Genomic DNA, 15,324 nt, shown 5'->3' on the forward strand with positions numbered 1-15,324 from the left:
GTGACATGGTTCATTGGTGATCCCTTCCCATTTGCCGGCGTGGCGAGATCGTCAAGGCGCGATCATTGAATCCATGCCAGGGCGAGTTACGGTTCTTTTCTCCCAGTCAGCGAAGCCTTTTTTTATTGTGAGTACGAAAGCGGCTATGGGTTCCGCACGATATGCGTTCCTGTTTCGCCGCGCAGTGCAGGCATCGCATGGTCAAGGTGACTGATAATCGCCCGCTTGCCGCCGCCCTCCAGGAAGCGGATCGCCGCATCGACTTTCGGCCCCATGCTGCCGGGCGGGAAATGCCCCTCCCGGTGATAGGCCTTGATTTCATCGAGCGTCACCTCCGCAAGCTCCTTCTGGTTTGGCTTGCCGAAATTGATCGCGACACGCGGCACCGCCGTCAGGATCAGCAACTCGTCGATATCGAGTACGTTTGCGATATGCGCGGAGGTCAGATCCTTGTCGATGACCGCGGGCACCCCTGTGCGCACGCCCTTTGCATCGCGGATCACCGGCATGCCGCCACCGCCACCGGCAATAACGATAGTCCCGCGCTTGACCAGTGCATCGACCAGCGAGATGTCGCAGACATGCTTTGGCTTCGGAGAAGGCACAACGTGTCGCCAGCCGCGACCTGAATCCTCTCGCATCGCCCAATTCAGTTCCTTGCTGATGTTCTTGGCTTCATCTTCCGTAAAGAAAGGCCCGACAAATTTGGTCGGGTTGCGGAAGGCGGGATCGTCGGCATCGACTTCCACCTGGGTCAGTAGACTTGCAACGTGCCGCTGATTACCCTGTTCCCGCAAGGCGTTCTCGATCGCCTGCATCAGGAGGTACCCGATCCCGCCCTGACTATGCGCCACGCAGATATCCATCGACATCGGCGGAATGCGGCTCATGGTCAGCATCTGACGCATCATAATTTTGCCGACCACGGGGCCATTGCCGTGCGTGATCACCAGCTCATTGTCGATCTGGGCCAACGGCAGCAGGGCTTCTGCGGTCTGCTGCGCGACGGACTTCTGCTCTTCGGAAGTGCCGCTGATGTCTTCCGGATGCACGGCGTTCCCGCCGATGGCAATCACAAGGCGGCGCGGAACTTCATTAAGTGTTCGCATAACGGCTCACCTTCATGTCATTGGCAGCGAGAGCAAGCACGAGGTCGCAAGCCTGCGCGTTCGACGGCGCGACCATAACACCCGCCGCCTCCAGACGCCGGACCTGTGCGGAGCGCACCTGCGGATCGAGCTCGGTGCCGGTCACCGAAGCGACAATGACGGGCGCGCTATCAGCTCGATCTGCCACGATCTCCGACAGATGTGCCGCAGGATCGGCATGCGCGCCGTAACCGATCACGAGATCGACGAGAATGACCGCAACCTCAGGATTGATCAGTGCCGCACGCAAGGCATCATCGCGTACCGACGGATCAATCATCGGATGCGGCCGGCCCTGGGTATATTCATCAGCCCCGAGATCGATGATCCGATCCCGGCCAGCGCTCTCTGGCGCATCGAGATAAGGAACGTTGGGAATCGCCGCGTTCGACGCCACCTTCCGTCCGCCAGCTCCAAGGATGACCTGCGCTTCGGCGCAGAGTGTTCCTCCCGCAAACAAACCCTCGATCCGTCGCTCCCCTCTGCGCCGGGGCAAGCGCGTGGCCAGCTTCGTGACATTGAAGTTGCCGCCGATAGTCCGGCCCCCGAGCGCGAGTTCCGCCGCGTCCTTGAGAGTACGCGCAAACTTCGCATTCGGCGGAAGATCGGCCGTAGCTGCGCCGATGAAGCACACCGTGTACGGCTTCGGACTTCGGGCAATGCGCGCGATCACGATCTTCGCAACATCCGGATGCGGCGGCTTTGAAATCAGCACCACACGATCTGTCTCTGGATCGGCATCCAGCGCGTCCATGGCCATCAAGGTGGTAATGCCGCCGATTTCCTTTTTCAGATCACGACCGCCAACACCGATCGCATGCGAGATGCCCTCGCCTGCTTCCGAAATGAGACACGAGACTTCCTGCGTGCCGGTTCCTGACGCGCCGATAATTCCGATCCTGCCGCGTTTCAGCTTGTTGGCGAACGCCAGCGGCGCACCGCCGATGATCGCCGTGCCGCAATCCGGCCCCATCATCAGCAACCCCAATTCGCGTGCATGCAGCTTCAGCGACAACTCGTCTGCGATCGAGACGTTGTCACTGAACATCAGCACATGAAGTCCGCGGTTGAGCGCCTTGCGGGCTTCCGCCGCGGCGAACTCACCGGGAACGGATATCAGCGCCAGGTTGGCGCCTGGCGTGGCCTTGGCTGCGGCACCGATGCTACGTGGTCGCCATGCGGCTGTCTCGCCCGAACCTTGTGTCTTCGGCTTGTCGAGCGCCTTGAGCGCATCGCCAAGCGCAGCCCGCGCCGCCTGCTCGCTCTCGGCCTTGACCGCAAGAATCAGATCGTTGCCTTGCGCAGCGACGTCGCCTTCAAGAAGTCCCGCGTTGCGCATGATGGCCACATTGGACGGCGTCGCCATCATCAATGCGGCTTCCAGAATGCCGGGTGCCGAAGCGATCTCACGCGACAGCCGCATCAGTGCGACCGAATCCAGATAGAAGCCTTTTCGAATTTCATTCAGAACGAATGCGCTCATGATACCCCCAGATCTTTCGCAATGGCCCGGACGGCTTGCTGGAAGCAGGCCATCGGCGCCTTCACCACGCCGGCGCCCACCTGACCGATCCCAGGCTCTCGATGGGCAATGCCGGTATTGATCACCGGCGCCAGCCCGGTTTCGACCACCAGCCGCACATCGATTCCGGTCGGAACGCCGGCGAAGTCGAGCGCGGCGATCGTCCATTCAGGATTCTGACCCACCGTGATTTCGCCCATCGCTCGCGTGAAATTTCCCGCTGACGACGGCGCACCGGCACCGATGAAGCCCGCGACTGCTGGTGACGCGGCCATGGCAAAACCACCAAGGCCGATGGTCTCGACGATGGCGGAGTCGCCCATGTCAGGATTGGCGTCCTTTTCAGAGTATCCAGCGAAGTAGAGACCCTCCGGCATTTCGACCGGCGCGGTGAACCACTGGTCGCCGAGGCCGCTGACACGCACACCGAAGTCGGTTCCGTTGCGGCACATGGCGGTGACGATGGTCGAGCCGCGAATGCCCTTCGCCGGATCGGTCATCGCCTTGCCCATGGCCATCGCGATATTGAGAAAGAACTGATCGTTCTGCGCAATGAAGGCGATGCAATCGGCGAGAATTTCGTTGTCAGTCGAAGTTCGCGCCAGCGACGGCCCCACCTCTCTCAGAAACACGCTCGAGCAGGCGAGATTGCGTTGGTGCATCTCGTCGCCCATCGAGAGACCGCGCGCGATGATCGACTTGAGTTCAATTCCGCCCCGCGCCCGGATCGCCCTGGCGAGTACCGGTCCAAACACATCGCGCAGCCAGGCAAGTCGCGCGAGTACACTCGCGTCATTGCCGCCAAAGCGCATCACCTTCCCAAGTCCCTCGTTGATCGCACAATAGGCGCGATTACCAAACCTGGTGTTCTCGACAACAAACAACGGCATCGACACCGTCGTCATGCCGGTCATCGGACCGACCGCGCCGAAATGATGGTTCGGATGAAATTCGATACCGCCGCTGGCGGCGAGCTTGGTGGCAGCCTCGAGATCTGACGCCCAGCCTTCAAAGACAATTGCGCCGGCGACCGCGCCCCGCATCGGACCGCACATCTTGTCCCATGTGATCGGCGGCCCGGCATGAAGAACCATCCGATCCTTCAATCCCTTCAACACATCCCGTGCCGGAACGATATCGATCAGCTTCGGCTCGCCCTCGAGAATGCGCGCCAGCGCCTGCTTGTTTGCGTCTTCGATCAGCTTCATGAACGCCCCCTCATACGCCAAGCTTTGCGAGCAGTGCGGCCATCTCGGGATCACCGCCGGCCGGGGGCGACCAGTCGACGTGGACGACCTCGATGTCGCAATCGCGCAGATCCTTCACAAAACCTTCTAGCCCGACGTTCACGACTTTCACGTCGCTCGTCAGCAGAACCTGGTATGGCGCATTTTTCTGGGTTGCCACGAACGTTATTCCTCCACTCTCTTCGTCGACGCCTCAAGATTAGTAAGAAAATTCTTACTTTGTCAAATGTCAATGCAACAGAACTTCATGGATCTGATGAAAGTCATGAGTGGATAAAGGATGCTGTAACAACAGCGTTGAAGGCCGCCTGCGGCGGCCAGGCCATATCGAAGACGCCGCGTGATCGGCTCACGAGATCACACCTCAACGATCAGATTCCGACGACGCCACACCGCAAATCGCAGCTATCTCGCGGCGACCACGCCATCGCTGCGGGGGTCGCTTGCACCCTCAAGCAATCCGTCCGGATGCCGCACGATTGCACCAGCGTGTCCCATGAATTCCTCGAATGCGCCCACGACCTGCACGTCGTGCCCAAGGTTGCGCATCGCCTCGATCGTTCCCGGGTCAAAGCGGGATTCGATTTTCAGATTGTTGTTGACCTCACCCCACGTGCGCCCGAGCAGCCAGCGCGGAGCCGTAACTGTCGACTGGAGGTCCTGGCCGTGCAGCGCATAGCGCGAAAAGATTGCGGCCTGTGTTTGGGGCTGTCCTTCGCCGCCCATCGTGCCATAGGACATCAGGCGACCATCGCTCAGTTCTGCCATCGCGGGCTGGATGGTGTGGAAGGGCAGCCGCCACGGCTCCAACCGGTTTGTATCGTTCTCACCGAGGCCGAAGCTTGTTCCGCGATTTTGCCAGGTCACGCCACTCTGAGGAAGAACGACACCCGAGCCGAACTCCCAGTAAATGCTCTGAATGAAGCTGACGCTTAGGCCGCTGCGATCGGTCGCTGCGAGCCAAACCGTGTCGCCTTGCTTGGAAGGATGCGGCCACGGGGCAGCGCGTTCGGTAGCAACAGTTTCGTCGAGAGCCGCGAGTGCCTCGTCCGTCAGGAAGTCGGCTGCAGTTCGCTCCATGTAATCGGGGTCCTTCACATGCCGGTTGCGGACACGGAACGCCGCCTTGGTACATTCAACCAGCCGGTGCAAATGATCGACGCCATCGGCCACGTTGGCGATATGTCGCGCGTAAAGCCCTAGGATCAAGAGCGACGCAAGACCTTGTGTCGGCGGCGGCATATTGAAGACCTTGTGACCGGCCACATCGAGCGACAACGGGGTTACCAGCGTGGCCTGATGACGCTCAAGATCAGCCAGGCGGATCGGGCTGCCAGCCCTTTCAAGATCCGCGGCCATCGATCGGGCGAGATCACCGCGATAGAAATCCGACAAGCCCGCTTGCGACAGGCGCGCGAGGGTGTCCGCGACGCGTGGCTGCCGCAGCTTTGAACCCACAGCAAGAGGACCGCCATTCGGCAAATAGACGTCGGCGAAGCCCGGCACGTCCTGCAGCTCGGGGCGCTTCTTCTTGATGTTTTCGTGCAGGGTTTGCGGAACCGGCACGCCTTCCCACGCGTAGCGAATTGCGTCCTGCAGTAACCGCGACATCGGCAAACGGCCGCCGTGCTGCCGACGGCTGAGATTTTGCGCCTTGTCCCAGCCGTCAACGGTGCCAGCAACAGTCAGCGCCGCCAGCGGACCACGTCCCGGAATGGCTGTACATCCAAGCTGCCGGTACCAGTTGCGATCAGCGGCCATCGCCGAGCGCCCGCACGCCTGAATTCCGATCGGAGCCGATCCCGGCTTGCCGATCAGCCAGAAACTATCCCCGCCGAGGCCGTTCATATGAGGATAAACGACGGCGATTGCCGCAGCCGAGGCAATCATTGCCTCAATCGCATTGCCGCCGTCCGACAGGACGGAAAGACCGGCCTGGGCCGCAAGGTGATGCGGCGCCGTGACCATACCTCGATAGCTTCTCTTCGTCTGCAACATCAGACCACTCCGCAGAAGAATAAGTAATAATGTTTTTACTTATTAATCGTCAAGAGCTCCAACATGCGAGTAACCCGACGCGATCGGACGGCGCAGCTTTGAGAACACTTTGACGCTGAAAGCATCACTCAGCAAAGAAAGGGCTGCTCCGGGCACGGCCCCGAAGCAGCCAAGTTGGGAGAAATCCGTCGGACGTGGAGGCGCTAAATATTACAGAGAACCGCAGGCACCTCTTCACAGGCGAAATACCGTTCGACAGCCCTTATCACCATCAGGGCACCCGCAAAGCCATCCCTGCCCGAACTGTGTCCGATCGCTGATACCGCGGCCAAAGCCGGCGCCACACGATATCCATCACCCTGAATGGTGGCCTGAATTGCACCATGCATCGCGGCGGCTCCATAACCCTGCGCCGCCGTCTGCAAATGGATCCTGCTGATGTCGTTGGTGCGACCAAGATGATTGCGGAAGGTACTCCAGAGCACATCCCGGATATTCGGTAAATCGAGTTCCGCGAGCGCAATTAGCGCGCCTCCGACCAGGTCATCACCCGACGGTGTGAGACCGGGCCCAAGGCCGATCAGATTTACAAGTGCAGAACAGTCGACAGGAGACGGCGTGCGTTCATGGAGCGCGTCCATAACGATTCGATCAAGAGCAACGATTCCCGGCGCAGCGGCGATAGCAAGTGGCGTAAGCTTCGTTGGAAGTTGAACACATCCCACCGCCCCCAACCCCGCCTCCCCCGGACCCACCCGCCAAAGTGCGTCAACAGCTCCAAGCCCGCACCGCAAACCGGCAAGCGTCCAACCTAACGTCAGCTCTGGTTCCCAGATGAAAGCATTATTGAAGGTAGCAAACGGCTGGTTGTCGATAACGAGAATCGAGCCGAGCACTGCGGCCGCAGCACCTACCACTGGCCAGAATTCCGGCCGTTGCTCACACAAGACATGCAACGGACCCGAGCCAAGATGCGGAAGGCCAACACAAATCCATTGGCTGCCAAGCACAGCATAAAACGAACTTTCGAAAACAGCAGCGACCCGCCCCTCGCTCTCGCTCCGAAGAGCCTTCCTGGCGAGAAGCCCCATTTCGAGAATCGCCGGCAAGGGCCGGGGTCCGACTCGTCGCGGCACTGATACCGAACCCTGAATTCGATCCGCTATTTCCACATCTGCCTCTCGACGATCCGCGCCCGAAAGCAGCTAAGTAATAATATTCTTACTTAATGATGTCAAACGGCAAGGCCGCACCGCGCATGGATCCGGCTAGCGTCAAGGGCACGATCGCCCGGAATTATGGACCACGCGTCCGCCGAGCCGCACCAAGACGGGGCTAAACGAGGTTGGGTGCTTTTCCCTGCACAGGAGAAAGCTTCGGCGAGGAAACCTTCTTTCCGTCCTTGCGCAACGCATCAGGAGCCGTCAGCCACGTTACAATCACATCGTGAGCATGCTTGCGGCGATCTTCAAGCCAACTTGAATCGGCCAAATCCTTGTCGAACATCAACGACAGCGTGTGCCGGTTCGACACATGGAAATAACTAAATGCCGTAATTGTCACGTAGAGCTGGATAGGGTCCACCCCACTACGGAAAACGCCGGCCGCAGCGCCCCGGCGAAGAATATTCTCGATGTTCGATACAAGCGGCATCGTCAACGCGGCAATCTTGCGGGATTTGCGAAGATACTTTCCGCGCTGCAGATTCTCCGTGTTGATCATCGCGACGTAGTCTTGATGATTCTGGAAGAACGTAAATGTAAAATCGACCAGCTCACGCAAAGCCACTGCGGGATCGAGACTATCGAGATTGAGCTGCTGTTCGGCGGCGCGGATATCCGTATAGACGTGCTCCAGAGCAGCCAGGTACAGTCCGTCCTTGTCGCCGAAGTAATGATATAACAGGCGCATATTGGCCTTTGCGCGGTGGGCAATCGCGTCGACACGCGCTCCACCAAGTCCGTTGCGACAGAACTCATAAGTCGCGGCTTGCAGGATCGATTCCTTGGTAAGAGCGGAATCCCGTTTACGCTTGCCCCCAGTGGCTTTCTTTCGCGCGGGCTGCTTCTTTGCTGACGTCTCGTTCATTCGTGCACCTGGTCAACACCATGAAAGCATTTGATGACTTTAACACAGTTGCCGTTACCGGCAGGGTCATTCGACCTCTGAAATTGCATTCTGTGGGCAATATGGGTCCTAGCTACCACATCGCCGCAACAGCAATCAAATAACCGTCGCACCGCCGCGGGCGATCAGACGGCCGGCTTTGTAGACGTCACGGGCCTTCGGCCGCGCGATAACCGCCTCCTGAACATGCTGCGCATCGATCACGAGAAAATCCGCCGGCCCGCCTTCCACGAGACCGTATCCCTTAATGCCAAGGGCACGGGCCGCCTGTGATGTCACCATGTCGAATGCAAGCGCGAGTTCCGCGTCGGTATTGAAGCCGGAGCGGTATCCCACGATCATCGCCCGTTCCAGCAGATCGCCGTCGCCGTAAGGCCACCAGGAATCGCGAATGTTGTCGTTGCCCGCGAAGACATTCACGCCAGCCTCGTGAAGCAGCAGGACAGGCGGAAAGGCGTGAGCGCCGGGCGCATTCGTCAGAATCGAAACTCCAGCCCCCGCGAGCTGATTTGCCGCCCGTAGTGCGACATCGCGCGGAACCTGACCCAGCGCATAGGCGTGACTGATCGTCACCCTGCCTCCAAGTCCAAGCACCTTCGTGCGCTGCGCGATCTCCTCGATTTCGAACACCCCGAGCAGATCGCCGTCGTGCAGATGGATATCGATGCCGACACCATGACGCTCCGCGACATCGAAGATTGCATCGAGGTGTCCCGCGATGTCACCGTCATAGCCGGCGGGGTCGAGACCGCCGACAAGATCAGCCCCATTGCGGACGGCCTCCTCAAGCAGTTCGCGCGTGCCGGGCGCAGTCACGATGCCGCTTTGCGGAAAGGCAACGATCTGGATCGACACTTTGCCCCGATGCGCATCGCGTACCGCCAACACCTGTTCAAGATTACGCAACCCGATCTGCGGATCGATATCGACGTGGCTGCGCATGTGGGTCGTTCCCTGCGAGACGCACAATTCGATCAAGCCAGCGGCGCGCACGGAAATCGGCTTTGCCTCGGCAAGCGCCTGCTTCTCGAACTCAACCCGTTCGCGGACATTGAAACCCGCGGTACATGGGCGATGCGGCTTCCATCCGTCACCGATGAATCCCTTGTCGAGATGAATATGACCATCGACCAAACCCGGCAATACGAGGCGATGCTTCAGATCAGAACTCTCTCGTGCCGCAACGCGCAAACCGGGCGCTATGGCAAGTATCTGTCCGTTTTTCACAGCGATATCGGCCGTTCGCCCATCGGGCAGTCGCGCGTTTTGAAACAGGGTATCGATGTCAGTCAATTGATATCCTCAAGTGTACGAGGGTGTTGTCAGTTGCCGGCGCGATAACGCAGCATCACGACTGAATGATCCCTTCCGGCAACGTTCGGCAATAATCAGCAATGCCGCCAGACGTGGTCATCCAGATATCACTGCGCTTTGCGACAATAGCCTGAAGCGCACGCCGCAGCGGCCGCAGGCGGTGGGGCTGCCCCACCAGGTAAGGATGGAGCGCTATCCCCATCACGAGAGATTGTTTCGCCGACTGCTCCAACATTTCTTCGAAGTTATCGACTATCATTTGCGCGAACTGCTCACCCGAATCCTTTCGTCCAACGATGGAAGGGATGTCGTTCAACTCCTGCGGATAGGGCACCGAAAGAATTCTTCCGCCATTGCGGGTTGAAAACCAGATCGGCTGATCGTCCATGCACCAGTCGAGCAGATAGCCGTAGCCAGCCTCGGCCAACAAATCCGGCGTGAGATGGGATTGCGAAATCCAGGGACCGAGCCAACCTGCCGGCTGACACCCCTCAGCATCGACAATGACCCCGGTACACTCGGCGATCAGTTGCTGCTCCTCCGCTTCGAGCAATGTGCCTTGCCGTTCGGAGTTCGTACGCCCGTGACCGACCACCTCTGCTCCCCGCTTCCGGAAAGCATCCATCACTTCTGGGCAGTAGTGGTAGATGCTGCTGTTTGCGAGCACGGATACAGGCAGCGAAAGTTCGTCGAAGAGATCGATCAGCCGCCAGACACCAACGCGGTTACCGTAATCGCGCCACGCATAGTTGAGAACATCCGGGTGCGGCCCACCGGGACACAACTCCGCGCCAAGTCCATCGCCAAATGTGAAATGCTCAAGATTTAAACCGATATAGACGGCAAGGCGCTTGCCATCGGGCCAATTGAAATCCGGCCGATTGACGATCGCGCTGTAGCCATATCGCCCGTGCGAAGCAATCTCGAGAACTTTCCCGGCACGCGCGGGCATCTGACTTTTCGGAGTGCCCGACGTATCGGCAACTGCCGCAGATATGGGCACATTCCTCGCCTCTGGTGGCCTGAACGTTTTCTCGACCATCCGAAAACTCCTTCAAAGTAATTATGGCCGCTTGACATTCCGACTATAGTTGAAGAAAGTTTTTACTTCCGTCAAGTTCGCGAAACGACGAACGGCGGAAACGCCGGCGAGTTTGTTCTCGATACGGAGAGCGATCGCCTTATCGGGAGGAATAACAGAATGCGCTACAATTCGACATCATCGAACCGTGCCTTTCCTCGTCCTTCGATCCTGCAAGGTATGATGGGCGCGGCTTTCGCCGTAACGCTGGCCGCTTCACCTGTTCATGCCGCCGATCCCATCAAAATTGGTCTCGTCACCGCCCTTTCCGGTCAATCGGCACGGGCTGGCGAAGCTCTAACGCGTGGAGCGACCATCGCCATCGAAGAGATCAACGCCAAGGGCGGCATTCTCGGCCGGCCACTCGAACTTGTTCGCCGCGACGACGAAAGCAATCCAGCGAAAGGACTCATTGCTGCACGCGAACTAATCCAGCGAGAGAAGGTTTCAGCCCTACTCGGCGGTCTCGATACACCAGTTGCTCTCGCCATCGTGCCGTTCGTCAACAACGCCAAGATGCCTTTCGTCGTGCCATGGGCCGCAGGCACCAATATCACGCAGAACGGCGCTGCCGATAACTACGTATTCCGTGTGTCGGCGATGGATGACGAAGTCGACAAAGCCATCGTCCAGTTCGCGCGCAAGACTTACGATACCAAAAAGCCGGGTCTGATCCTGGTCAATAATCCATGGGGCGAGTCGAACGAACACGGCCTCAAAGCTGCGATGAAAGCATCCGGCACCGAACCTGCCGGCATCGAGAAATTCGAGGGCAACGATGTCGACGTCGTGCCGCAACTGTCACGATTGAAGCAGGCGGGGGCCGATACGTTGTTCCTGGTCGGCAACGTCGGTCCTGCCTCGCAGGTGGTAAAGTCGCTGGACCGGATGGGCTGGACCCCGCCGATCGTCTCTCATTGGGGTCCGGCCGGAGGCCGCTTCACCGAGCTTGCAGGGCCAAACGCCAAGAACGTGATTTTCGTTCAGACCTACAGCTTTTTCGGCGACCTTTCGCCCGTCGGAAAGAAAGTCATCGCGGCGCTCCAGGCGAAATATCCTGACATCAAGGGTCCGGCCGACATCACGCCTGCCGTCGGCGTTGCCAACGCTTACGACTCCGTCCTCGTCATCGCGCGCGCGATCGAGAAGGCCGGCAAAGCAGAGCCAGTCGCAATTCGCGATGGCCTCTATGCAATCGACCGCGTCGACGGTTTGATCAAGACCTATGAGAAGCCGTTCACCAAGACGAAGCACGATGCGCTCACGGAGAACGACTACATCTGGACGCGCTTCGAGGACAATCACATCCTGCCGTTCGTGAAGAAGTAACCGGCCCGTTAACCGATAAACAAGGCGGTCAGCACATGTCACTTCTTCCTGCGATCATCACAGGACTGGCGCTCGGCAGCATGTACGGGCTGCTCGCGCTCGGCTTTCACGTTACTTACGCCGTATCCGGAACGGTGAACTTCTCCCAGGGCAGTTCGATGACTCTGGGAGCCGTTGCCGGATACTTTTTCCTTGTCCTGTGGGGATGGCCCGGTGCACTTGGCATTCCGGCCGTTCTTGCGATCTGTGCCATCTATGGCCTGATCATCGAGCGCTACGCCGTGCGCCCATTCGTACAGCGCGGATCGGACAACTGGCTGATGGCCACTGTCGCCGTGGGTATTATCGTCGACAACCTGATGCTGTTTGTGTTCGGAAAGGAGCCACGCGGCTTCCCCTCGATGCTCGCGGTGAAGCCTATTCAGATCGTCGAGGGAGCTGGCGTTTATCCGCTTCAGCTTCTGATACCGGTGGTTGGCCTCCTGCTGGCAACGGCGCTTCATCTTTTTACCCGCCGTACGCGCCACGGCGTCGCCATGCTTGCGGTCGTGCAAAACCCAAATGCCGCGCGCCTGATGGGCATCGATGTTGGCCGCGCCATCGCGGCAAGCTATGCGATATCGGCGGTTCTCGCCGGGATCGCCGCCCTCCTGATCGCGCCGCTGTTCAACGTCTCTTCGGAAATGGGCACGCTGTTCGGCATCAAGGCATTTGCCGCTGCGATCATCGGAGGCCTCGGCAGCGCATGGGGCGTCATGCTGGCGGGACTTTGTCTCGGACTCATCGAGGTGTTCGCCACCAGCTATCTCGGCTCCGTTTACACCCAGATCATCACATTCGCTTCCGTTATCGTGATTCTTGTCGTTCTGCCTCATGGGCTGCTCGGCCGCGCTGGAGTGAAAAAGGTATGACTTCCCGCACGTCTATTCTCATCGGCAGCGCCGTACTTGCGATCGGTCTTGGCTATACCGCTGTTGCCGACAGTTACGCGGTGTTTCTCATCGCCACCATTTCGCTGACTGCCATTGCCTGCATCGGCCTCAACGTCCTGCTCGGACTGGCCGGACAGATCTCGCTCGGGCACATCGGCTTCATGGCAATCGGCGCCTACACCACGGTGCTTCTGATGGAAAAGGCCGGCTGGCCTTATCTGGTAGCCACTGGAGCGGGCATCGTGCTTGTCAGCATCATCGGCGGCCTTCTTGCCATGCCGGCACTACGCGTCCGAGGACCATATCTGGCCATGGTCACGATCGCATTCGGCTTCATCGTCGAACACGGCACTATCGAATGGCGAGACCTTACCGGTGGCGGCAATGGCCTGGTCCTCACCGTTCCGCCGAGCGTTTTCGGAATGCCATTGTCTGAGCGGGGCCTCGCAATTGCGAGCGTCGTCCTGATGTTTGCGGGCGTCATCCTGTTCGATCGGCTAAAACGCAGCGGCTGGGGCTATGCCATGCGCGCCGCGCGCGACTCCGAAGTTGCAACGCGCTCGGTCGGCATCGATCTGGTTCGCGTGCGTACCATGGCTTTTGTCATTTCAGCAGCAGCCATGGCGCTGGCGGGATCATTGTTCGCCCCGCTTCAGGGCTACATCAGCCCCAGTTCATTCCCCTTCCTGCAGTCGATTCTACTGCTGTTCGGTGTCATGATCGGCGGAGCAGGTTCGGCTCTCGGTCCGGTCATCGGTGCAGTGCTTGTCGTGCTGCTGCCGGAGCTTCTGTCCGATTTGGCGGAATATCGCCTGCTTGCATTTGGCCTTTTGCTGTTCGCTGTTCTGCGCCTCGCTCCAAACGGAGTTGCAGGTCTCGTTGGACAACTCTTCGCAAAATTCAATCCGGCCGTACGATCACAATCCGGCGCCGAGGCTGTGTCTACGATTGGCGACGTCGGCACCGGACTTCGCGTGGAAAAAAATTCCATTCCGCCGCTCAACGTAACGGATCTCTCGATCGCATTCGGAGGTGTTCGGGCGGTGCAGAATGTGTCGTTTGCAGCTCGACCGGGGCTTGTCACGAGTGTGATCGGTCCCAACGGCGCCGGCAAAACGAGCGCGCTCAACCTTCTCTGCGGGTTTTATCGGCCAAGCTCTGGCACGGTGAAACTCGGCGACAGGGACCTGACCGGCCTTCCGTCGCACGTCCTCGCCCGCGCCGGCGTGGCGCGGACATTCCAGACCACGCAACTGTTCGGTTCTCTCACCATTATCGAGAACACACTCCTGGCGGAAACCGCAGGCAAGCTCGGTGGCATCGTTTCACCCCTTCGCAATCCGGACGCAGAACGGTTCGCACAGTCGCTGTTGCGATTCGCAGGAGTTGACGGCGATCTCGACCGGCTCGCGGAATCCCTGCCGCACGGCGAGAAGCGCCTGGTTGAAATCGCACGGGCACTTGCGCTGCGACCAAAGGTCCTCCTTCTGGACGAGCCGGCCGCCGGTTTATCAAAGGGCGACAAGCAGCGGCTGACAACACTGCTGCGACGCATCGCAGACCTCGGTGTCGCTGTGATTATTGTCGAGCACGACATGCCGATGATTATGTCACTCAGCGATCACATCGTGGTGCTCGACGGCGGCAAATGCATCGCCGTCGGCGAGCCTGCGGCCATTCGAAACGATCCTCTGGTCCGGAAAGCCTATCTCGGCGATGCGACGGCAAGCGAAAAACAGCGCCGCCCCGCACGTCAGGCCGGACAAGAGGCTGTACTCGATATCAAGAAACTCGATGCATTCTATGGTCTGTCGCAGGCGCTCGAAGACATTAACGTCGTTGTGGGAGACGGCGAAGCCATAGCCGTTCTTGGTGCAAACGGCGCTGGCAAAACCACACTGATGCGCTCGATTGCGGGATTGGAACCGCCGCGTGCAACCGGGGAGATTTCGCTTTCCGGCAAACGTATCGACAGCCTGCCAGCGCATGCGCGTGCTCGTATTGGTATTGTGCTGGTGCCGGAAGGACGACAGGTATTCCCGGAACTCACTGTCCGGCAGAACCTGCAGCTCGGGGCTTATGCCCGCACGGGTATTGATCTCGATGCCGAAGTCGAAACCATGCTGGCCCGCTTCCCGCGCCTGAACCAGCGTATTGATCACCGCGCCGGTCTCCTCTCTGGCGGTGAACAGCAAATGCTGGCCGTTGCTCGCGGTCTGCTGACGTCGCCGAAGGTGCTGATGCTGGACGAGCCCTCGCTCGGCCTCGCACCGCTTGTGGTCGACGAGCTTTTTGCGTCCTTCGAACGCCTTCGCGTTGAAGGCATGACGCTGATCGTTGTCGATCAAATGGCCGGACAGGCTCTTGCCCTGGCAGACAGGGCTTATCTCCTGGAGACGGGCGCGATTGTGAAAGCCGGACTGGCGGAAACCATCGCGGAAGACCCCTCGCTCGAAGCCGCCTATCTCGGCGGAGATGCTCAAGCCAGCGGCACGGCTCAAAGGATTGTTGTCGGCGCCTGATAAACGACGAAGCTGGCGCACTCGAAGTGCATCAGCTTCGATCTCTTCAGGTAAGGTCCGTCAACGCGATGCGATCGTTTTCTTGTCCGAGGCCTTCTTGTTTC

The 15,324-nt window shown here is 59.3% G+C and carries 12 protein-coding genes; 3 read left to right on the forward strand and 9 right to left on the reverse strand.

The window, feature by feature from the left end; all coding sequences use genetic code 11:
• Positions 1–143: 143 nt before the first annotated feature.
• The 9 genes from arcC to AC1Q67_RS22605 all read right to left on the reverse strand — a co-directional run bounded on the left by arcC (position 144) and on the right by AC1Q67_RS22605 (position 10,308).
• On the reverse strand, positions 144–1,109 hold the full coding sequence (gene arcC, locus AC1Q67_RS22565; RefSeq protein WP_492237227.1) for a carbamate kinase: 966 nt from the start codon (positions 1,107–1,109) through the stop codon (positions 144–146).
• Complete coding sequence (gene fdrA, locus AC1Q67_RS22570; protein ID WP_492237226.1) at positions 1,096–2,631, reverse strand: acyl-CoA synthetase FdrA; 1,536 nt, start codon at positions 2,629–2,631, stop codon at positions 1,096–1,098. The genes arcC and fdrA overlap by 14 nt, the downstream gene beginning before the upstream one ends.
• On the reverse strand, positions 2,628–3,878 hold the full coding sequence (locus tag AC1Q67_RS22575; protein ID WP_492237225.1) for a YlbE family protein: 1,251 nt from the start codon (positions 3,876–3,878) through the stop codon (positions 2,628–2,630). Before AC1Q67_RS22575 ends, fdrA begins: the two co-directional genes overlap by 4 nt.
• Positions 3,879–3,888: 10 nt before the next feature.
• Positions 3,889–4,077, reverse strand: coding sequence for a hypothetical protein (locus tag AC1Q67_RS22580; protein ID WP_192817782.1), 189 nt, complete (start codon positions 4,075–4,077; stop codon positions 3,889–3,891).
• Positions 4,078–4,322: 245 nt separating this feature from the next.
• The gene (locus AC1Q67_RS22585) at positions 4,323–5,915 is read right to left on the reverse strand and encodes a gamma-glutamyltransferase family protein (RefSeq protein ID WP_492237224.1); all 1,593 of its coding nucleotides are present in this window, start codon (positions 5,913–5,915) and stop codon (positions 4,323–4,325) included.
• 203 nt (positions 5,916–6,118) lie between these two features.
• The gene (locus AC1Q67_RS22590; protein ID WP_492237223.1) at positions 6,119–7,024 is read right to left on the reverse strand and encodes an oxamate carbamoyltransferase subunit AllH family protein; all 906 of its coding nucleotides are present in this window, start codon (positions 7,022–7,024) and stop codon (positions 6,119–6,121) included.
• A 226-nt stretch (positions 7,025–7,250) separates the two neighbouring features.
• Complete coding sequence (locus AC1Q67_RS22595; RefSeq protein ID WP_492237222.1) at positions 7,251–8,003, reverse strand: TetR/AcrR family transcriptional regulator; 753 nt, start codon at positions 8,001–8,003, stop codon at positions 7,251–7,253.
• Positions 8,004–8,138: 135 nt separating this feature from the next.
• On the reverse strand, positions 8,139–9,335 hold the full coding sequence (locus AC1Q67_RS22600) for an amidohydrolase family protein (protein ID WP_492237221.1): 1,197 nt from the start codon (positions 9,333–9,335) through the stop codon (positions 8,139–8,141).
• 55 nt (positions 9,336–9,390) lie between these two features.
• A complete protein-coding gene (locus tag AC1Q67_RS22605; protein WP_492237480.1) occupies positions 9,391–10,308 on the reverse strand; it encodes a polysaccharide deacetylase family protein in 918 nt (305 codons plus the stop codon).
• Between the two features lie 249 nt (positions 10,309–10,557).
• On the opposite strand from AC1Q67_RS22605, the gene AC1Q67_RS22610 reads away from it, so the two are divergent.
• The 3 genes from AC1Q67_RS22610 to AC1Q67_RS22620 are packed head-to-tail and all read left to right on the forward strand — an operon-like array spanning position 10,558 to position 15,220.
• Entirely contained in the window at positions 10,558–11,766 is a 1,209-nt protein-coding gene (locus AC1Q67_RS22610; RefSeq protein ID WP_492237220.1) for an ABC transporter substrate-binding protein, read from the forward strand.
• Positions 11,767–11,801: 35 nt separating this feature from the next.
• The gene (locus tag AC1Q67_RS22615; RefSeq protein WP_024575824.1) at positions 11,802–12,677 is read left to right on the forward strand and encodes a branched-chain amino acid ABC transporter permease; all 876 of its coding nucleotides are present in this window, start codon (positions 11,802–11,804) and stop codon (positions 12,675–12,677) included.
• Entirely contained in the window at positions 12,674–15,220 is a 2,547-nt protein-coding gene (locus tag AC1Q67_RS22620; protein WP_492237219.1) for a branched-chain amino acid ABC transporter ATP-binding protein/permease, read from the forward strand. Before AC1Q67_RS22615 ends, AC1Q67_RS22620 begins: the two co-directional genes overlap by 4 nt.
• The last annotated feature ends 104 nt before the right edge of the window (positions 15,221–15,324 follow it).

This window comes from Afipia sp. GW823-FHT06G09, from assembly GCF_058794875.1.